At 64.7% G+C, this 18,426-nt stretch carries 29 protein-coding genes and 1 tRNA gene; 16 read left to right on the forward strand and 14 right to left on the reverse strand.

Going from position 1 to position 18,426, the window contains the following annotated elements:
• Positions 1-57 precede the first annotated feature (57 nt).
• From GGQ89_RS09050 to GGQ89_RS09070, 5 genes are all read right to left on the reverse strand, one after another.
• Positions 58-225, reverse strand: a complete 168-nt coding sequence (locus tag GGQ89_RS09050; RefSeq protein WP_184105525.1) for a hypothetical protein — start codon at positions 223-225, stop codon at positions 58-60.
• A 46-nt stretch (positions 226-271) separates the two neighbouring features.
• Entirely contained in the window at positions 272-1,087 is an 816-nt protein-coding gene (locus GGQ89_RS09055; protein WP_184105526.1) for a hypothetical protein, read from the reverse strand.
• Complete coding sequence (locus GGQ89_RS09060; protein WP_184105527.1) at positions 1,080-1,253, reverse strand: helix-turn-helix domain-containing protein; 174 nt, start codon at positions 1,251-1,253, stop codon at positions 1,080-1,082. Before GGQ89_RS09060 ends, GGQ89_RS09055 begins: the two co-directional genes overlap by 8 nt.
• Positions 1,254-1,270: 17 nt before the next feature.
• Positions 1,271-1,657: a type II toxin-antitoxin system HicB family antitoxin gene (locus GGQ89_RS09065; protein WP_184105528.1), complete on the reverse strand. Its 387-nt coding sequence runs from the start codon at positions 1,655-1,657 to the stop codon at positions 1,271-1,273.
• 62 nt (positions 1,658-1,719) lie between these two features.
• Entirely contained in the window at positions 1,720-1,908 is a 189-nt protein-coding gene (locus tag GGQ89_RS09070) for a type II toxin-antitoxin system HicA family toxin (protein ID WP_184105529.1), read from the reverse strand.
• Positions 1,909-2,035: 127 nt separating this feature from the next.
• On the opposite strand from GGQ89_RS09070, the gene GGQ89_RS09075 reads away from it, so the two are divergent.
• Positions 2,036-2,515, forward strand: coding sequence for a hypothetical protein (locus tag GGQ89_RS09075; protein ID WP_184105530.1), 480 nt, complete (start codon positions 2,036-2,038; stop codon positions 2,513-2,515).
• A gap of 448 nt (positions 2,516-2,963) precedes the next feature.
• Here GGQ89_RS09075 and GGQ89_RS09080 read toward each other — a convergent pair whose 3' ends face one another.
• Together GGQ89_RS09080 and GGQ89_RS09085 are read right to left on the reverse strand one after the other, a co-directional pair.
• Positions 2,964-3,638: a hypothetical protein gene (locus GGQ89_RS09080; RefSeq protein ID WP_184105531.1), complete on the reverse strand. Its 675-nt coding sequence runs from the start codon at positions 3,636-3,638 to the stop codon at positions 2,964-2,966.
• Positions 3,639-3,837: 199 nt separating this feature from the next.
• Positions 3,838-4,317, reverse strand: coding sequence for a helix-turn-helix domain-containing protein (locus GGQ89_RS09085; RefSeq protein ID WP_184105532.1), 480 nt, complete (start codon positions 4,315-4,317; stop codon positions 3,838-3,840).
• 103 nt (positions 4,318-4,420) lie between these two features.
• Here GGQ89_RS09085 and GGQ89_RS20265 point away from each other — a divergent pair, with 103 nt between their 5' ends.
• The 11 genes from GGQ89_RS20265 to GGQ89_RS09140 all read left to right on the forward strand — a co-directional run bounded on the left by GGQ89_RS20265 (position 4,421) and on the right by GGQ89_RS09140 (position 9,850).
• Positions 4,421-4,672, forward strand: a complete 252-nt coding sequence (locus tag GGQ89_RS20265) for a transcriptional regulator (protein WP_280529163.1) — start codon at positions 4,421-4,423, stop codon at positions 4,670-4,672.
• A 247-nt stretch (positions 4,673-4,919) separates the two neighbouring features.
• Positions 4,920-5,378: a hypothetical protein gene (locus tag GGQ89_RS09095; protein ID WP_184105534.1), complete on the forward strand. Its 459-nt coding sequence runs from the start codon at positions 4,920-4,922 to the stop codon at positions 5,376-5,378.
• 123 nt (positions 5,379-5,501) lie between these two features.
• A complete protein-coding gene (locus tag GGQ89_RS09100; RefSeq protein ID WP_184105535.1) occupies positions 5,502-5,747 on the forward strand; it encodes a hypothetical protein in 246 nt (81 codons plus the stop codon).
• Positions 5,744-6,106, forward strand: coding sequence for a helix-turn-helix domain-containing protein (locus GGQ89_RS09105; RefSeq protein ID WP_184105536.1), 363 nt, complete (start codon positions 5,744-5,746; stop codon positions 6,104-6,106). The genes GGQ89_RS09100 and GGQ89_RS09105 overlap by 4 nt, the downstream gene beginning before the upstream one ends.
• Positions 6,103-6,312, forward strand: coding sequence for a hypothetical protein (locus tag GGQ89_RS09110; protein WP_184105537.1), 210 nt, complete (start codon positions 6,103-6,105; stop codon positions 6,310-6,312). The genes GGQ89_RS09105 and GGQ89_RS09110 overlap by 4 nt, the downstream gene beginning before the upstream one ends.
• Complete coding sequence (locus GGQ89_RS09115) at positions 6,312-6,518, forward strand: hypothetical protein (protein WP_184105538.1); 207 nt, start codon at positions 6,312-6,314, stop codon at positions 6,516-6,518. Before GGQ89_RS09110 ends, GGQ89_RS09115 begins: the two co-directional genes overlap by 1 nt.
• A 74-nt stretch (positions 6,519-6,592) precedes the next feature.
• A complete protein-coding gene (locus tag GGQ89_RS09120; RefSeq protein ID WP_184105539.1) occupies positions 6,593-6,838 on the forward strand; it encodes a hypothetical protein in 246 nt (81 codons plus the stop codon).
• Complete coding sequence (locus GGQ89_RS09125) at positions 6,831-7,160, forward strand: hypothetical protein (protein WP_184105540.1); 330 nt, start codon at positions 6,831-6,833, stop codon at positions 7,158-7,160. The genes GGQ89_RS09120 and GGQ89_RS09125 overlap by 8 nt, the downstream gene beginning before the upstream one ends.
• A 192-nt stretch (positions 7,161-7,352) precedes the next feature.
• The gene (locus GGQ89_RS09130) at positions 7,353-7,655 is read left to right on the forward strand and encodes a hypothetical protein (RefSeq protein ID WP_184105541.1); all 303 of its coding nucleotides are present in this window, start codon (positions 7,353-7,355) and stop codon (positions 7,653-7,655) included.
• Positions 7,652-8,119, forward strand: coding sequence for a hypothetical protein (locus GGQ89_RS09135; protein WP_184105542.1), 468 nt, complete (start codon positions 7,652-7,654; stop codon positions 8,117-8,119). Before GGQ89_RS09130 ends, GGQ89_RS09135 begins: the two co-directional genes overlap by 4 nt.
• A gap of 399 nt (positions 8,120-8,518) precedes the next feature.
• Positions 8,519-9,850 (forward strand): site-specific integrase, encoded by a 1,332-nt coding sequence (locus tag GGQ89_RS09140; protein ID WP_184105543.1) that lies wholly within the window; start codon positions 8,519-8,521, stop codon positions 9,848-9,850.
• Between the two features lie 21 nt (positions 9,851-9,871).
• On the opposite strand, the gene GGQ89_RS09145 is transcribed toward GGQ89_RS09140, so the two are convergent.
• Together GGQ89_RS09145 and cpdR are read right to left on the reverse strand one after the other, a co-directional pair.
• Positions 9,872-9,946 (reverse strand) — tRNA-Val (locus GGQ89_RS09145).
• A gap of 44 nt (positions 9,947-9,990) precedes the next feature.
• Positions 9,991-10,368 carry a cell cycle two-component system response regulator CpdR gene (cpdR, locus tag GGQ89_RS09150; RefSeq protein ID WP_056431930.1) on the reverse strand — a complete coding sequence of 126 codons (378 nt, stop codon included), beginning with the start codon at positions 10,366-10,368 and terminating at the stop codon, positions 9,991-9,993.
• 100 nt (positions 10,369-10,468) lie between these two features.
• On the opposite strand from cpdR, the gene GGQ89_RS09155 reads away from it, so the two are divergent.
• Positions 10,469-11,326, forward strand: coding sequence for an N-formylglutamate amidohydrolase (locus tag GGQ89_RS09155; RefSeq protein WP_184105544.1), 858 nt, complete (start codon positions 10,469-10,471; stop codon positions 11,324-11,326).
• Between the two features lie 272 nt (positions 11,327-11,598).
• On the opposite strand, the gene GGQ89_RS09160 is transcribed toward GGQ89_RS09155, so the two are convergent.
• From GGQ89_RS09160 to GGQ89_RS09175, 4 genes are all read right to left on the reverse strand, one after another.
• Positions 11,599-11,889, reverse strand: coding sequence for a hypothetical protein (locus tag GGQ89_RS09160; protein WP_184105658.1), 291 nt, complete (start codon positions 11,887-11,889; stop codon positions 11,599-11,601).
• A gap of 143 nt (positions 11,890-12,032) precedes the next feature.
• Positions 12,033-12,575: a cytochrome b gene (locus tag GGQ89_RS09165; protein WP_184105545.1), complete on the reverse strand. Its 543-nt coding sequence runs from the start codon at positions 12,573-12,575 to the stop codon at positions 12,033-12,035.
• A 4-nt stretch (positions 12,576-12,579) separates the two neighbouring features.
• Positions 12,580-13,353, reverse strand: a complete 774-nt coding sequence (locus GGQ89_RS09170; RefSeq protein WP_056431924.1) for a SapC family protein — start codon at positions 13,351-13,353, stop codon at positions 12,580-12,582.
• Between the two features lie 76 nt (positions 13,354-13,429).
• Positions 13,430-14,854: an FAD-binding oxidoreductase gene (locus GGQ89_RS09175; protein WP_184105546.1), complete on the reverse strand. Its 1,425-nt coding sequence runs from the start codon at positions 14,852-14,854 to the stop codon at positions 13,430-13,432.
• A gap of 68 nt (positions 14,855-14,922) precedes the next feature.
• Between GGQ89_RS09175 and GGQ89_RS09180 the strand changes: the two genes are divergently transcribed.
• The 3 genes from GGQ89_RS09180 (at position 14,923) to GGQ89_RS09190 (ending at position 17,331) form a co-directional block, all read left to right on the forward strand.
• Complete coding sequence (locus GGQ89_RS09180) at positions 14,923-15,360, forward strand: hypothetical protein (RefSeq protein ID WP_056431799.1); 438 nt, start codon at positions 14,923-14,925, stop codon at positions 15,358-15,360.
• A gap of 310 nt (positions 15,361-15,670) precedes the next feature.
• Entirely contained in the window at positions 15,671-17,101 is a 1,431-nt protein-coding gene (locus GGQ89_RS09185; RefSeq protein WP_184105547.1) for a DEAD/DEAH box helicase, read from the forward strand.
• A gap of 8 nt (positions 17,102-17,109) precedes the next feature.
• Positions 17,110-17,331 (forward strand): DUF1289 domain-containing protein, encoded by a 222-nt coding sequence (locus tag GGQ89_RS09190; RefSeq protein WP_058716795.1) that lies wholly within the window; start codon positions 17,110-17,112, stop codon positions 17,329-17,331.
• A 57-nt stretch (positions 17,332-17,388) separates the two neighbouring features.
• Here GGQ89_RS09190 and GGQ89_RS09195 read toward each other — a convergent pair whose 3' ends face one another.
• Complete coding sequence (locus GGQ89_RS09195; RefSeq protein WP_184105548.1) at positions 17,389-18,156, reverse strand: enoyl-CoA hydratase/isomerase family protein; 768 nt, start codon at positions 18,154-18,156, stop codon at positions 17,389-17,391.
• Positions 18,157-18,426 lie beyond the last annotated feature (270 nt).

Here is an 18,426-nt window from a genome sequence, read left to right on the forward strand (position 1 = left end):
GCGTCGCCATAATGCCGCACCGGTGCCTGCCACAGTGCCGCACCTGTGGCTTGCGCATCACCTCGTCAGCAAGGCGGGGAACACCGGACGCTTACAGAAAAGGCGATCAAGCAGATAGGCCAGCGCGTGGCGATTGACGGCGTTTCGCGAACGGACCGCGTCCACGCTTCCGACGATCGTGATCGAGTAATGGCGCGGCGCTTGCACAATCACAGGATCGTTCATGGCAGAACGAAAACGGAACAAACTTATTAAGGCAAGTCCAATATTTCTATCGGTTGGCAACCATCCTGCCACGTCGCTGCTGTAAAATCTGGGCTATGGATTTGATATCGCCTTCCCCAGGCGACAGCCCCTGATCCCTGTCTCGTTCGATCTGATCGATCAGAAAATGCAGGTCGAGATGCGTAACACTCACCGCCGAATGAACGCGATCCCATAGGTCATCCTCGACCGTGTCGCTGCTACCCCTCGCAAAGGCGAAGAGAGATGTTGCGCGCGCGTGTAGCGCGAGCGCCTGAATTAGCATTTCCTTGTGCCAAGAAGCAGTTATGTCTCTTCCTGCGGCAAGAGGCCGGGTGCGCGCATCTAAAACTTGCGCCTCTCGGAATATGCTCGCGATCCGGTCGTGGACGGCATCGTCATCGACGTGCAACAGGATTTCCTGCAAGGGCTTCACTAGGCTTTCAGGAAAGCGCGCCACATCAACAGTAACAACGTCAAGATCGCGCACCGGCCCACCACCAGCCCGGCGCGACCTAACGTTCCATGCGTCAGTAAGCGCCGTCAAGACGTCCTCTGCATGGTCACAGATTGCTGTCAAAACACCGGGCAATGATGCTCGGGCTGCGCGCAGCGCTCGCCGCCGCCGGTCCTCCTCATCGTCAATCTGCGCCTTGATTTGGTCTCGCGCAGCCTGAACCTGATCCCTGCCTATGCGCAGTTGCTTGTTCGCAAGACCGGCTGCAATCAAGGCGGCGGTGACAGCCAGAACACCCGTAATCATGGTCTGCCAGACGTACAGAGTCTCTAGCGCGCATTGCACGCCGAGAGGGTTACAAAAGTGCCAGACCTCGGGCTTACTCATACGTCACTCCCTTGGGCTGGCGGGCATTTGCACGCGCGATAGTAGCGAGCGCGGCCGCGATGTAGGCCGGGTCGCCTTCCGCCAGTGCGTCGGCCAGCAACTCGGCCTGGTCGTCGTCGCCGGTCAGATATTCCGCCGCGTCGAAGGGGATGGTTTGGATGGTCATGCGCCCTCGCGTTCGGCTCAGCCGCGCGCCGCCAGGAGCATCCGCGCCCCTTCCGCCAGGAACCCCGAACGGTTGGTCGAAGCCCGGTCGATTGCGGCCAGCAGGCCCTCGTCCATCGTGACGTTGATCCGACGTTGCTTGCCGGGCAGATCGGCCCGCACCAGGATGCGTGCCGCCTCGTCCACATCCGGATCGCGGGCAACCGCATCCAGATCGGACGGAGCCGGGATTTCGTCGCCATATTCGACGGACACCTTGATATGCCCGTTCAGCGCGACTTCGGCGTTACGCGCCGCCTGTTGCAGCGTGCTGCCGTGCGAGGTGCATCCCGGAACGTCCGGGAAGAAAACGCCATACCCGTCCGGGGCGCGTTCGATGATCGCGGGATAATATGCGATGGCCATGACACATCCTTTCTACGCCTTGGGTGGAGAGATGGTTGGGAGTCGGGGGGATCCGCTGACCCTTAGGTCAGCTTCACCCCCGTTTGCCTCTCGATGCTCTTTAAAGTCCCGATTGGCATCTCACGTTTCGGGTGGGGGACGGTGGCTGTTCCGGGCTTCGTGGGGTGCCTGAAGTGCTTGTGGCTTCCACTCTGCCGGACCTCGTACCATCCGTCGGCTCCGATCCGCTTTATAACTTCCCTACTCGTCATCTCCTTCCCCCTTCATAAGTGTGTATATACACACTGCGTCATAGGAGGGCAAGGGGATAATGTGTATAGTGTGTATTAAAATGCTGCCAGCCTTGCTGGACTAAGCGGTACGTCACACCACTTCGCTATGAATCTCACTCGCAAGTGTATAAAACAAGCTGACCATCTTTCGCTGAAACACCACATTGGGAGGAAAATTATGGCATATCCTAAGGTCAAATTGGTTGTTCAGCGTCTCGGTAAGCCAGATGTTCGTGTTGAGGGGCGGGTTTTATCGGTAATAACCGCTAAGCACGATGAGGTCCCAGAAGGTGATACTTGGTCGGACTTAACTCTGCTGGAACAGGACGACGGCGCTTGGATCATTGTGATGCAACGCAGTGCAAGCAATTGGACTGGTCCGGTGGGTGATGCCGTCTACATACCAAACCCCCTCGCAATCTCCCGAAAGCTGGATGACTCAGGCCTAGGTGGTATCCGACCTGTGCCAACCGAGTCCGATGCAAAAGACAGGATGATAGCCCATCTCATGGAAATCTTGCGCTGGAGTGCCCTAGCAAAGCGCATGGCAAACCATATGGGCTGGGATGTCACGGACAAGCTGTAGCTTACGTCACCCTGGGGTTTGCCGCTATTATGGCCTCCCCTTGGGCGCCGTCTGTAGGCCACCCTTTAGACATCGACCGATGCGTTCATCTACATCCCAATCGCGCCGATAGGCCGCCTGTTCGCGTCGGAGCTGGTGACACGATAAATTTACGCCAGCGCCGGTGACGAATGCAAGCGTCCGGCCGTATCGATCGCGGCCGACGCGCTCGATGGCGATCGGCCCGACGAGTGCACGCTGCAGGCTTGCCTGCGCGGCAAAGGGATCCCCCGCAACGCACCACCGCCCTCGCCTGCAATGACCCGGCATCTCGGGCGCGTCGATGCCGATCAGGCGGATGCGCTCCTGACCGCAACGCAGTGTGTCGCCATCAATCGCGTAACAGGCAACAGACCTCGACATTGCTGGCGATGATGCGACGCTTAAAAACGCAGCGGCAAGGATCAGTTCAGCCCTTCGCACGCGCCATCGCAGTGATGATGCCGCCAACGATGAGAACGATGAACAGCACGACGTAACCGATGGCGTCCGAATTGGCCTTCGCCTCAACGGCACGCGCCTCCTTGGCGGCCGCGCTTTCAGCCGCCAGCGCAGGCGGGACATATTCCGGGTCCTGCACCTGGATGTCCGCGACCGTCTGATCCAGCGTTTCCCGACACTGCGCATCCAGCTTCGGCCCGACGCCCTGATTAAGCAGGGTGACACAGATCGTCACGATCTCGAGCTGCGCCGGAACATAGCCCGGCTGCCATTTCTGGATGGTCTGAAGCGCCTCGATGACCTCCAGCCCCGCATTGACGCAAGTCGACCAGGCCCCATCCGTCGTGCGAAACTCGCGCCAATGGAGCTGAGCGTTCGTAAAAATCGTGGACCCGAGCTTGGTCAGCTCGGCAGCAGCTTGGGAAGCTATACCCGGCTTTTCGTCATCGGCGGCAGTGCCGATCGCATGACCGAACGCCACCGCCGTTTCACGTAGTCTGATGTTCTTCAGGCTGGACAGCCGGGCAACGGCCAGACCCTTGCCCCACCATGCCTCGGAAACGGTTGGATCCGCTTCCAATACCCGGTTGAAGTAGGCGATCGCCTCCTCGTCATTCCCGGCCTCGACTGCCGTGCGTGCCATCCCGAGCAAATTCGGAATGTTCGATTGCCCCTGTGCCATCGTCCCCCCTGACTGTCTTCGACGGTTAACTAACCAAAATTAGTCCGCCGCCCCCTCCCATCCGGCCACCCTCTGGAGGCCTGCAAATTCGTGAATGAGTACCTGTTGTCGAATCCCGCCTGCCCCCTGGCTTGCCCCCAATGCCCCCTGAGATGCGCCACTATCGCAAAGGCGCTGAGCGAGCGTCATGCGACGCTTCAGAATCTTCTTCACGATGCACGGGCTGGTAGGCCCGATGCGACGGCCGAGCGGATCGCGCGAGCGCGAGCGCTTTGGGAAGCTGCACTGATAACTCGTGAGCGAGTTCGTCCGTCGACATCCCCTCCGACGCCAGAAGAAGCCCCGCAAACATCTGCTCCAGCGCTGGCTGGCTCGGGAACATGACTTCGAAGGTCACTGGCTGAAACTGAGGCTCCGGAAGCGGAGGTGCCGCATTTTCATCCGGGTCGTCGATTTCGCCGGTCAGATACTCCGGCGAGGTCAGCAGCGCCCGTGCGATCTTGTGCAAGTGCGCCGATGAACGGGATGTCCCGCGGATCAATCCGTTGATAGCTGGTTGGGTAATACCGACCTGCCGTGCCAGCCAGGACTGACTTTTCCCTAGGGCGCTAAGGCGTAAGAGGATGCGTTCGCCGATCATCGGCTACACACCCTATAAACGAAATTATAGGGTGCCACATCAGTCTCGTGTTGACTCACCTATAAGCAACCTTATAGTTGCGTGCATGGACTCGAATCTCACGATGCTCGCAGCGCTTGAGCTGGCTGTCCGCCGGATAGGCGGACAGTCGGCCACCGCGCGGTGTCGCGGGGTGTCGCAGCCCACAGTGCACAACTGGCTTCGCAAAGCGAAGAAGTGCCCTCCAGAGCATGTGCTGGGAATGGAAGCCGCCAGCGAAGTGTCTCGCCACGACCTTCGCCCGGACCTGTATCCGCGCGAAGATGCGACCCCGACGCCAGCCGCCCCGCCGCTGATCGAGCAGGCGCGGTCGTGATGCGCCGAATCCATTCCGATCTCGTCCGCCAGTCGGGTGGCGAGCGCCAGCAGCGCCTTCCTCGGGGGTTGATGCTGCTGGCGACCTGTTCCGCATCGCACGGCGATACCGCCGATCGCGGTGAAATGCGTTTGCGGTCGTCCAGCGTTTCCGCAAATCGTCTCGGCGGTCGACGGACCGTCGTGGGTCGGCGGTGGGTAAATTCATCCGGGGCTGCGCGCCGCCGACCATTTGGGGAATCGGCGCGATGACCCTCCCCCGCGATCCCACATCCTTCGCCGGAGCGCTGGCGGTGATCGAGAAGCATCTCGGCAGCCATACCGTGCGACAGATTGCCAGCCGGGCGCAGCGGACCATCGACGATTGGCGTCATCCGGAAACGCGACGCACGCCGCCGATCGAGACCGCGTTGGCGCTCGACTGCGCCTGGCGCGCCGCCGGTGGGGCAGGCGCGCCGATGCTCGACACCTATCGGCGTCTCTTTGAGGCGTCGGCGTCAATCGTGATGGGCGGCAATTTTGGCAGCCTGTCCGACCTGACCGTCCAGTGCATCCATGAGGGAGCGGAGGCAGAAGCCGCCCTCGTCATCGCGATGCTGCCGGGCGCGACTGATCTTCAGCGCCGCGAGGCGTCTCGGGAAGTAGCCGAAAACATCGCGGTACTGGAGGCAACGTTGCCGCACCTGATCGTGCAGCAGCCCCCATGACCGCCGCCGCCGACCGTACTCCCACCGATCGTACTCCCTACGACCACCCCACCCGAAGCCGCCCCCGCCGATCCCACGCGATCGGCGGAGCGGTGAATTTTTGCCCGGAGCCTTGGCCGTCCCATGCTGTGTGATCTCGATGAGCTATACGTCGCATTCGGGGAACTGCGGGTCGCACGCGACCGCATCGCACGGCAGTTGCCGGAAGGCTGCGTGCTGGACACGCCCGAGCAGACCGTTCTGCTGCCGCAGCTGAATGAGCTGTTCCTCAAGGTATCGCGGCTGACGTTCGATCTGCGTACCCTGCTGGACAGCCAGCAGCCTCAGCGGCCGATCGTCGTCGACATCACCCCGGAGCGGCGCTGGTGATTACGCCAGGCGCTTATCTGAAGGCCCTGCGTCGCGGCGCCCGCCTGTCCCTGAATGACATGGCGGCACGCATCGACACGGTGCCCCACCTGACCGATTTCGAGCGGGCCGGATGGCTGGAGCGGATTGAGGCTGATATCGTGCCGATGGACCTCAGCACGCTGGCCGTCCTGAGCCGCGTCTATCCGTTCGACATCGCGGTCATCTTCGAGCTGGAGCGGCATCGCAGCGGCATCGAGGAGGCAACCACGCCGCTCTGCATCCTGTGCGGCAAGACGGACCGGACCAAATGCACGGCTGGCCATGAGGCCGCGTGCCGCTGGACCGCGCCACCCAAGTCCGCCGGTGCCACCGCATGAGCGCTGAGCTGCACCGCCGCGTCACGATTACGCTGCGCTCCCTGACCATCGGCACGGCGATCGCCGCCGGTATCGCCCTGGCCTTTCTGTTGATGGGGCACCCGCACATCGCGCTGGCCGCCGTCATCGCCATCATCTTCGCGCAAGTCATCGCCATCGAGACGCTGCGCGCCTTCGCCGCCCTCCATTCACGGGACCCACGCTGATGAAGCCGACCGCGCCCACCTCGCTGCACCCGATGACGTGCCGCTGCACCGACTGCCGCCCCGTCGAAACTCCCGCCGACAGTTACCTCCGCCCGAATGACATCGCCCTGCTGGCGATCGCCGGCGTGATCGTCGGCCTGATCCTCGCCGAGCTGGTCGACTGGATGATCGCTGGCCCCGGCGTCATCCCGGAGCTGGGCCTGTGAGCTTCATCCTACTCCCCGTCGATAAGATCCCGGTCCTTGTGACGAAAGCGGACGTGCTTGCGCACTTCGCAGACATGAGCATCGACATGGCGATGGGCCTTCGCGCGGCGGCAGAGGTGGTCAAGCTGCCACCCGAGCTGATCCCCGCCTCTAAGCGGGCCTATGTGGAGGCTTGGAAAGCAAAGCTCCCCGCCGCCGATCTTCAGATCGCGGCCGCAAAGGACGCAGCGAAGCTGCTGAAGCAGCTCGCAGCCGAGGAACGCATCCTCGCCGCCCGCGCCGCCGCCGACCATGCGAACAAGGAGCCGACCCGTGGTTGATCAGTCCGACCAGGTCCCCGATGCCGTCGATGCGCTGCATCGCCTCATCAGTCAGGAAGTCGAGGGGGTCGTGAATAGCATCTTGGGTCCGGCCCAGCTGGCCTTGCAGCCGCATAAGGTGGCCTATGTCCTGATGCGGGTGACGGCCAATCTCGGCCGAGCTGGCACGCTCTATTCGCTTCAGGTGAAGCGTGATGACCGGACGCCTGAGCAGATGTGCGACATGTGGATCGCAAGCCTCTCGGCCATGCTTCTGGAGTCGCGACCGGCTATCCTCGCGAAGTACGAGGCCCTGAAGGCGGAGGGCAAGACCCTTGGCTGACGACCGGGCAACGGCGCCGAAGATATGTCAGGTCGCCAGCTGCTCCACGATCATCCGGCGTGGCCAGCGCGTATGCCAGGCGCATTGGGCGGAAATCCCCGGCGCATCCCGCAGCAAGCTGGCAATGTCGCGTCATGGTCCAGTGGCCGATACCATGTGGTCCAAGGCCTGCGCAGCATTGGAAGCCCGGACATGACCAGCGCTGGCAATCCCCGCACCGCGCGCGACATCGCCCGCGCCGAGCGCTGCTTCGCCCTGGCACGCTCGACCACCTTCCCGGCCGAGCGGGACACGGCGATCGCACACGGCATCACCATCGCAGAGGCGGCGGGGATCGACCTTGATCGCTTCGACATCCCCGGCCGCCCCCCGGCCGCGCCGAAGCACCACCCGATGGGATTCCGGTCCCAGCCAGCGCCCGACGACTACAGCGTCGACGAGATTGGCGACCTGATGCGTGCCCATCATCGCCACATGGAAGAGGCCCGCGCATGACGTCGAACACCCAAGCTGAAAAAGCCCTGACGGAAGTCTTCCACGAATGGGTTGCCTCGACCGTCGATCCGGAGGGCTTCCCGGTGCCGCATGCCCTGGTCCGCAATCGAGAGGGCACGCTGACCGTGGTCGCCTTGGCGGTGCCGCCTACCGAGGCCTATGCCGTCATGCTGAAGCTGTGGCACCAGGGTGCCGAAGAAATGATCTTCGCGCTCGATCGCTTCGCGCTGCCCGGGCAGGGCACGACGCTCGGCGATCTCCTGGCGGGCTTTCACTTCACCCGGCACGCGGCACCGCGTCCCTTCATCATCGAATATCAGCACGCCCCTCGGATCGTGCGGCCGATCGATTGGGACAACGTCCATTGGACGGCTGGTCTATACGGCGAATTCAACCAGGTGCTGCGCCAGCGGCTCGGGATTGCGCCCGAAAAGGTGCAGGACACGGTCGGAGGGCGTGGGTGACCGAACGCCTAAACTGCCGCGTACCTGGTTGCCGTCGCACTACCCCGGCTGGGCGATTCACGATCTGGATCTGCTTCCCGCATCGCAAGCTGGTCGCCCCGGCGACGCGGCCCGCCTGGGCGCGCCTGCGCCGGTTGGCCTGCTGCTCGCCCGGACCGGCGATCGGCCAAGCCCACTTCAACCGATTATGGCGGCGTCTCGAACGCGCCGCCGGTGTCACCCCCAACCCCAGGAGAAGGATCTGATGCACATTGTCGAACTCGACCGACGCGTTTCGCGCGCGTCGATGAACGGCCGTGGTGTCGACCTGACTGCGACCGATCTGGACTTGCTGGTCAGCCTCGGGCTGATCGCCATGCTCCACACGGCAAAAACTGAATATCTGGGGGAACAAGCACGATGCCGCCACGCCCGGGCCCACTCTATCGCAGAGGCAAATACTGGCTCGACAAGCTCCGCCGGGAAGACGGATCGGAGCGTTCGCGCAGCTGGTACATCTTCTGGTACGATCCCGACGCGCGACGCGAAGCAAGCGCGTCAACGCGTACAGCGGAAGACGAAGCTGCAATCTGCGCGCTAGACCAGCGCTACCTCGCCGATCGCGGGGAGGCCGCCGCCTATTGTCATGCCTGCGGCCAGCCGCTGGCATCGGCCGCTGCCTACCTGCTGACCGACGCGATGGCCGATTATGAGATTGAGCACGGCGCGCTGAAGGATTCGGCGAGCAGCATTTCCGCACGGCTGAAGCACATCGCGGACTTCCTCGACGCCCAGGAGGCGTCCGGCGGCATGTTCGGCATCGAGACGACCTGCGCCGTCGCATGCGGCACGCCGTTCATCGAAGCGTTCAGGGCCTGGTCGAAAGACCAGCCGGTCGTCTGGCGCAACAAGGACGGTGACATAACGGCATCGCGGCCCCGGGCGGCCGCGACGACCGAGGAATCTGTGTTGCAGATCGCGGCCGCTCTGAATCACGCGGCCGACGCCGATCCGCCCAGGTCGGAGCGCAGGCCGGTCTACAAGCCGAAGCCCCGCAAACAGGTATCGCGCCCGCGTAAGGTGCGTATCGATGTCGCTGCGATCGCCGACATGGTCGCCTATGCGGCCGAGCCGGAGAAGAAGCGTGCTTCGCTCCATTCGTTCCTCGTCGCCTCGATCTGCACGCTGGCCCGCCCCGATAGCGTCGTGGACATCTGCGTCGCCCCCGAGCGGGAGCAATGGTATCGCGGATCTGCGACGCTCGACCTGAATCCTTTCGGCCGCGAGCAGACCAACAAGCACCGCCCCGTCATACCCGTCGTGCCCATCCTCCAGGAATGGCTGGCGGCCGAGCTGGACGCTTATCAGCGCCTCGACGCCGACAAGCGCAAGGGCGCGGGCTTCCTGGTCAATTACTACGGCCGGTCGATCCTGGACGTCGACACGTCCTGGCGGACCATGCTGCGCGAGCTGAAGCTCCCGACGACGCGGGAATGGAAGCCGTATGTGATTCGGCACAGCCTCGCGACGCTGCTGCGCGATCGCGGCGTGCACAAATGGGATCTGGAGGGCTTCCTCGGCCACGACGCCAACAGCACGACCGAAATCTATGCGGTCGGTCGGTTCGGCTCGGTGGCGAAGGCTCTCGAGGACATTACCGGGGAAATCGATGTGCGCTCTGACGGCGCGATGCGCCGAAAGTGCGCCAAAAACATCGCTATCCGGTCCCTCCGGGGTGGGAGGTTTTTATGACCGGATAGCAACGTTTTAGGGTGGTGGGCGTGGCAAGGATTGAACTTGCGACCCCTGCGATGTCAACACAGTGCTCTACCACTGAGCTACACGCCCGCCGGAGGCCGGGCAATTAGCAGTTTCGGCGGGGCTGGCAAGCCCTAAATCGCACCATCCGCCGATTCTTTTGCAAAAAGTCGGTCCACCTCCATCACCAGGTCGCGCAGGTGGAAGGGTTTGGACAGGACACGGGCATTGGGAACCGCCTGCCCCGCCTTCAGCGTGACCGCCGCGAAGCCGGTGATGAACATCACCCGCAGGTCGGGGACCAGCGAGGCGGCGCGCTGAGCCAGTTCGATGCCGTCCATTTCGGGCATGACGATATCGGTCAGCAGCAGGTCGAACCGCTCGCTTTCCAGCAAAGGCAGCGCCGCCGTGCCGCGATCGACCGCCGTCACCCGGTAGCCGGACCGCGTCAGCGCCCGTGTCAGATATTCGCGCATGACCTCGTCGTCTTCGGCCAGCAGGATATGGAACATCGCGTCATCCCGATTCATGTTGGCGGTCAGCTTAGCGGCGGCGCGGTTAAGATTTCCAGACCATTGCCCATATTGGATTGCCGCCATAGGATCGCCGCCAATGGCCAGCCCGAGCTTCGGCGCATCCTTTCAGAGCTTTGGCGATCCGGTGCCCTCGGGGCCGGTGGTCCTCTCGGTTTCGCATGGCGGGCGCGCCTATCCGCCGGAGCTGGTCGCGGCGCTGCGGGTGCCGGTCGCCGCCGTGATGGCGCTGGAGGACCGGCTGATCGATCTGGTCGGCATGGCGGCGCGCGGCGACGAGCCGATGCTGGTGCAGGATATGCCGCGCGCATGGATCGACCTGAACCGTGACGAGCGTGAGCGTGATCCGCTGATCGACGAGGGCGCGCGGATGGCGCCCCGTGCTTCGGCCAAACTGCGCAGCGGGCTGGGCCTGGTGCCGCGCCGGGTGGCGGGGCATGGCGATATCTGGACCCGACGCTTCACCGATGCGGAGATCGTCGCGCGGATCGAGAACGACCACCGCCCCTATCATCGCGCGCTGGCGGAACGACTGGCGGCGGCGCGGGCGCGGTTCGGGGTGGCGGTTCTGCTCGACCTGCATTCGATGCCGCCGCTGGGGGCACCGGGGCTGGTACCACGCATCGTCATCGGCGACCGGCATGGCATGACGGCCGCCACCCGCTTCGTCCGCCGGATCGAGGCGGAGACGCGCGGGGCCGGTTTCGCCGTCACCCGCAATGCGCCTTATGCCGGGGGCCATATCGTCGAGCGGCATGGCGATCCGCGACGCGGCATTCACGCCATCCAGCTGGAGCTCGACCGCTCGCTCTATCTCGATGCCGCGCTGGAGGCGCCGGGGCCGGGTTTCGACGCCACGGTCATGCTGGTCCGCCGCATCCTGTCTGCGCTGGCGGCCGAAGCGCTGGGCCAGCCGGCCGCGATGGCCGCCGAATAAAAAACCGCCTCGCGCAAGGGGGAAGAGCGCGAGGCGGCCAAGGTTCAGGGAGGAGACACGCTGAAAGCGTGTCATACGACATCGCGAAAGGGGGGACACGACGTCGTACAGGATATAAATAAGAAGGGGCCTATTTGGTTCAACCCCCCGCCCCACAATTCGTCATTTTTTCGTAACGGGTGGTGGCGGAGCGGGCGTGCGGCCTCGCCGGGAGCGTCAGGCGATGGCACGCAATACACGCGCTATCTGTGGTCGCCCACTTGTGAACTTCGCTACAGCCGCACTTCTTCCACTGGATCACCTTGTTCGTATTCCCAGATGATCGCCATGTTCATTACGTCTTCAAACGGTTGGTCGGGATGAGACGTGGTGCAGAGAAAACGCGTTGGATCCTTACCGTCGCCGACGACAATCTCGTCGATAACGTCCTCGATCCGCGAGCAGCCGGGCCCGACAACCGCAACCAGAGAAACGTCATCGCGAAGGCATTGCTCAACGAAGGCGTCGAGAAGCGCCTCGTCAGAAATGGGCGCGTGCAGGATGATTTTGCGGGCGAGCGGCATGATCACGGTCTAGCGGCACCGAAAAGACAGCTTTCCACCGACGCCGGCCGCCTATGCTGGTTCCGAAGCGCACCAATATGCGCAAAAAACCAAGCTGCGAGCAATCAGCCAAGCACCTTTTATCGGGGACCCCACAAACGGGCTTACCCCCGCCGGAAACTCATCCGCGCGAGCAGGCCGTCGCGCAGCAGGAAATGGTGGCGCAGCGCTGCGGCGACATGGATCGCCACCAGCACCAGCATCGCCCAGCCGAGAATCTCATGCGCCTCGTGCCCGACACCGGCGGCGGCCTTGCCGATGGGGAGTGGCGGTACGTCGAACAGGCCGAACCAGCTGACGGGACGCGGCACGTCGCGGCCGGAGCCCATCGCCCAGCCGGTCATCGGCATGGCGATCATCAGAGCATAGAGCGTGGCGTGGAGCGCATGGGCACTTCCGCGCGCCCAGACCGGGATTTCGGCGGGCAGCGGCGGCGGGCGATGGCTCAGGCGCCAGGCGATCCGTGCCGCCGTCAGCGCCAGCACGGTCAGGCCGATCGCCTTGTGCAGCGGAATGGTGCCGGGCAACAGGCTCTCATGGAGCAGCCCGATGGCGAGGTTCGCCACGACCAGCGCCGCGATCGTCCAGTGAAAGACGATCGCGACCTGGCTGTAGCGCGGACTGGCGGAAACGACCGGCCCGCGCATCGGATCAGCCGACCGGCTGAAGCTGCGGCTGCGGCATCTTGCCCAGCTGCGCCTGACGGGCGAAGATGTCGCGCATCAGCGAGAGCGAGAAGAGGTGCGCATAGAGCAGCGGGAGCATGCCCGACTGGCTCATCTTGCGCAGCTGGTCCCCGCGCAGGTCGACCAGCTTTTCCTCGTTGATCATCTGGAAGCCGCGATAGACGAAGGGCTGATCCGCGCCGTCCGGCTGGATCGAGACTTCGCCGTCCATCAGCAGACCCATTTCGCCCAGTTCCTTCATGAAGTTCTGGGTACGGGCGCCCGCCTGTTCGAACGATTCGTTGAACTGGAGGATATTCTTGGTCAGCTCGCTCGGCTGGTTGCCGTCGAACAGCGACTCGCCGTCGTCGAACGCGCCGATGGTCGGCGAGGTCGGATCGAAGCACAGCGACAGCTCTTCCGATTCCGGACGCAGGCGCGCCAGCATGTACGGATAGCGGCGGATATAGGCGGGAACGTAGAAGTTCGTCTCGGTCAGGCGGCCTTCGTCATCGACGAAGACGTTCACGCCCTCGTTCAGGCCCATCAGCGCCAGCGGGATCGGCTGGTCGCCGACCGAGAAGACGATCGGCATGAAACGCTGCACCAGCGGGAATTCGTCCACGGTCACGGGGATGGCGTGCTGGCCGACCAGGAAGGGCGCGGTCTCCTGCGGGCGAACCTTGTAGTTCGCATGAGCCTCGCTCGAAAGCGGCTCCAGGCCGTTGTAGAAAAGCGGAAGGGACGGCGCGCTCGCCATGATATTCTCCAAAAAACTCGATCCACGCGAGCCCCCCGGCCGCGTGTCCTGCGTCCGTGTCTATGGGCCTAGCGCCTCATGCGCAAGCGACGAGCTTGCCCGGATTGAACAGACCGTGCGGATCGAGCGCCGTCTTGATGGCGCGGATCGCCGCGACCCGTTCGGGCGACAGGCGGGCGAGTTCGTCGCGCTTCATCTGGCCGATGCCGTGCTCGGCCGAAATGGTGCCGCCTGCCGCCATGACCAGATCATGGACGAAGCGGGTTATGGTCGCGGCATCCTCGGCATAGAAACGGTCGCGATCGGTGCCGGGCGCGGCGCGGACATGGAAATGAATGTTACCGTCGCCCAGATGGCCGAAGCCCGAGGCGTGGGTACCGGGGAAGCGCGCGTCGCACGCCGCCGCCGCCTCGACCATGAAGCGCGGCATGGCATCGACCGGCACGGCGATATCATGCTGCACCGCCGGACCCAGCGCGCGCTCGGCATCGGACAGCGAGTGGCGGAGCAGCCAGAAGGCCTCGGCTTGCGAATCCGAGGCGGCGATCACTGCGTCGGCGACGACTCCATCCTCCAGCGCACGGGCCAGTTGCGTCTCCAGCATCGCGGTCGGATCGGCTTGTGCATCGCCGGTCACCGCCTCGATCAGGACATGCCAGGGATGCGTGCCCTCTAGCGGCGCGCGTGCGCCGGGCAGATGCGCGACGGCGGCGGCCAGGCTTTCGGCGGGCATGATCTCGAAACTCTCGATCATGTCGGTCGCCGCCTGCAACCGGCGCAGCAGGGTCAGACCGGCGGCGGGATCGGACAGTCCGACCCAGGCAGTCGCCGAGCGTGCGATCCCCGGTGCCAGCCGCAGCGCGGCGGCGGTGACGATGCCCAAAGTCCCCTCCGCGCCGATCAGCAACTGGCCCAGATCGTAACCGCGATTGTCCTTCTTCAACGCCGACAGCCCGTCATGGAGCGATCCGTCGGGCAGCACCGCCTCCACACCCAACGTCAGGCCGCGCATCGTACCGAAACGCAGCACCTGCGTACCCCCCGCATTGGTCGAGACGAGACCGCCGACCGTCGCATTGCCCTTGGCCCCCAGCGTCAGCGGAAAGCGTACGCCCTCCGCCTCGGCAGCGGCGTGAAGGTCGGCCAGGATTACCCCCGCCTCGGCGACGACCATGCCTGCGTCCGCGTCCATGCGCCGGATACGATTCATCCGGCGCATGGACAGGATCAGCGCCGATCCGTCGTCAGGCGGTGTCGCCCCCCCGACCATCGAGCTGTTCCCCCCCTGCGGCACCAGCCTCACCCGGTGTTCCGTCGCCGCGCGCAGCACCGCCTGCACCTGTCCCGTATCGGCGGGGGCGAGGATCGCGGGGGCATGGCCGGAAAAGCGCCGCCGCCAGTCCACTTCCCATGGCGCGATCAGCGCGGGGTCGGTGACGATGCCCTTGTCGCCCAAAATGGGGGTCAGGGCCTGAAGCAAAGCGGTCTGGGCAGGAGTCATGACGGGGATCGCCTAGGCCAGGTTCATAAAGCGTTCAATCATCGGCCCTATGAAGGGATCCTGCTGACATGCTGCGCCGCCATCGAAACCTTGCCGCCATCGCCCTGATGACGCCCGCCCTGCTGGGTGCGGCCGATCGGCGTGAACCCGTGCATTATGCGCAGGTCGTCATCCGCGAGCGTGTCGTCATCCGCGTCCCCCGCGCCGCGCCAGCACCCGTCACTCCGATCCGGTGGAAGGAACGCAAGGGCCCCCGCTGCATCCCCGCCCAGGATCTGGCGGGTGCGCTGCCCGCCGAGGAAGGTGCGGTCGATATCGTGCTGACCGGCGGCAAGCGGGTACGCGCGCGACTGGTGCGTGCCTGTCGCCAGCTCGACTATTATTCCAGCTTCTATATCCGCCCCGGTCCCGACGGCCAGATTTGCGCCGACCGCGACCCGATCCGCACCCGTGCAGGCCGCACATGCGAGATCGAGCGGTTCCGATCCCTGGTCCCGGCGCGCTGAACCGATTCTGCCAGCCGAGACGCCATCGAAATCGCCATGCCCACTCCACGGGCACGCCCCTCCCGCAGGCGGGAGGGGATGGGGGAGGGAGCGCCACAGGCGACGATCTCGGTGAGACCCCCTGCCCTCCCCCGGCCCCTCCCGCCTGCGGGAGGGGAGGAAGAAACGGAGAAGAAGACGGGAATTTCCACGACCGCCACCCCCTCCGCCATGTGGAAAACTTGACATTCGCCACCAAATCCGCAAGCGGCATAGGCTGCTGGGCGAGTGCGGGGCGATTCCCATTCCGCACCAAATTCCGGAAAATTGCATGAGCTTTGCCGATCTCGGCCTCTCCGACGAACTTCTCAAGACGGTCACCGACGCCGGCTATACCGAGCCGACGCCGATTCAGGCCTCCGCCATCCCCTCCGTGCTGATGATGCGCGACATCATCGGCATCGCGCAGACGGGCACGGGCAAGACCGCCGCCTTCGTGCTGCCGATGATCGACATCCTGGCGCATGGCCGCAGCCGCGCCCGGATGCCGCGCAGCCTGATCCTGGAGCCGACGCGCGAACTCGCCGCGCAGGTCGCCGAGAATTTCGAAAAATACGGCGCTGGTCAAAAGCTCTCCATGGCCCTCCTCATTGGCGGCGTGTCGATGGGCGATCAGATCAAGGCGCTGGAAAAGGGCGTCGACGTGCTGATCGCGACGCCGGGCCGGTTGATGGACCTGTTCCAGCGCGGCAACATCCTGCTGACCGGCTGTTCGATGCTGGTCATCGACGAGGCGGACCGGATGCTCGACATGGGGTTCATCCCCGATATCGAGGAAATCTGCACCAAGCTGCCCGCGCAGCGCCAGACGCTGTTGTTCTCCGCGACCATGCCGCCGCCGATCAAGAAGCTGGCCGACAAGTTCCTGCAAAATCCCAAGACGATCGAGGTCGCACGTCCCGCCTCGACCAACACCAACATCACCCAGTTCGTGGTGCCGGTCGCGCCCCAGTCGTTCGAGAAGCGCAAGCGCCTGCGCCAGCTGCTGGGGCAGGAAGAGGTGCGCAATGCGATCATCTTCTGCAACCGCAAGACGACGGTGCGCGAGCTGAACAAGTCGCTCAAGCAGCACGGTTTCCGCTCGGGCGAGATTCATGGCGACATGGAACAGCCGCAGCGCCTGGCCGAACTGGAGCTGTTCAAGCGCGGCGATATCAACATCCTGGTCGCCTCGGACGTCGCGGCGCGCGGGCTGGACATCAAGGGCGTCAGCCACGTCTTCAACTTCGACGCGCCCTGGCATCCGGACGATTATGTCCACCGCATCGGCCGGACGGGGCGTGGCGGCGCCACCGGCACCGCCTATACCTTCGTCGCGCCCGATGACGCCGAGAATCTCGAGAATATCGAGAAGCTGACCGGCCAGAAGATCGACCGTCTCGAACTCCCCGCCCCGGCGGAAGAGGAGCGCCCCGCCCGCCGCACGCGCCGCGACCGCGCGCCCCGCACGGCCGAGGTCGAGGTCGAGGCGAACGCCCCCATGGCGGAAACGGTCGAGGAAGCGCCCCGCGCCCGTCCGCGTCGCGAGGAAACCCGTCGCGAACAGCCCCAGCGCGAACAGGCGCGTCGCGAGGAACCGCGCGAGACACGCAGCGACGATCGTCGTCGCGACCGCCGCCGCTCGCACACCGACGAGACGCCCGATGACGGCGGCTGGAACGGCCCGATCCCGGACTTCCTGAAGGTCTCGTTCGGGATCTGACGCCGCCCATGTCGCTCGACATCATCAGCTTTGTCGAACCCCAGCCGGCAAGTCTCGCCAGCCCATGCGTCCTGGTCTGCACCATGGACAAGGCGACCGGCTGGTGCCTGGGCTGCGCGCGCACCATCCGCGAGATTTCCAACTGGAGCGCCAAGCCCGCCGAGGAACGCCGCGCGATCCTGGCGGCCCTGCCCGCGCGTCAGGCCGAACTGGCGGCCCGCAAGGGCTGAGGCCTTCCCGCCCTTCGTTCAGGCTGAACGGAGGGCGGGATCGGGTGCGAGGTGGCTTTACCGCCCCACAAAGCGCCCCGGCCGCCGCTCGGTGACCGCACGCACCCCTTCGGCAAAATCCTCGGTCCGCATCAGCTTCGCCTGCTCGGCCAGTTCGTGATCGGTCGCCGTCTCGACCAGCGCGCGCAAATCCCCCCGGATCGTGCGCCGCGTCGATGCCACCGCCAACGGCGCGGCGGCTGCGATCTCATGTGCCAAGGCCAGTGCGGTCGCCTCCAACGCATCGGGCGACACCAGCTGGTCGACCAGCCCCCAGCGCTCCGCTTCGTCGCCCCGGATGCGCCGCCCGGTCAGCAGCATCATCGCCGCACGCTGGCGCCCGATCACCCGCTCCAGCACTGCCGAGATGCCGAAGCCCGGATGCAGCCCCAGTTGGACGAAGTTCGCCACGAACCGCGCCTCCGGCGTCGCGATGCGGAAATCAGCGACCAGCGCCAGCCCCAGTCCGGCACCGACCGCCGCACCCTGCACCGCCGCGACCACCGGCGTCGCCACCCCGAACAGCCGTGCCGCCGCCATGTAGAATGGGCTGCGCTCGCCCGGCGGCAGCGGCTCGGCGACCGGGTTCGCATGGACCAGGTCGGCGCCCGCACAGAATACCCGACCCTCGGATCGAAGCAGGATGGCGCGAATCGCGGGGTCCGAATCCGCATCGTCGAACGCTTCGGCCAATTGCGAAATGGTTCCCAGCCCCAGATGATTATTTGGGGGATTCCGTAGGGTCAGGATAGCGACGGCCCCGTCATGGCGGATTTCGATAGTCATGCCCTCCTATTAACCCGGCTTCGATACCAGTGGCCAGCACCCATACCCGTTGCTCGAAAGACACAGCGGCAAGGCATAAAGCGGCCGAGCGCAAACAGGTGCTTGAGCCCGTTACCCCGACCGGACTAGACAATGGCCATGTCAGGTGATCGGCCGATAACGGGACGACGCCTAGGCATCGGGAGCCCAAGGGCTCCGTGCCGGGAGGGGATGCCGGGCGGCCTGGAAAACGGGCCGCCCTTTTCCCCTTCATCACCCCGCCCAATCTCC

The sequence above is a fragment of the Sphingomonas yabuuchiae genome (assembly GCF_014199595.1).
GTDB lineage: Bacteria > Pseudomonadota > Alphaproteobacteria > Sphingomonadales > Sphingomonadaceae > Sphingomonas > Sphingomonas yabuuchiae.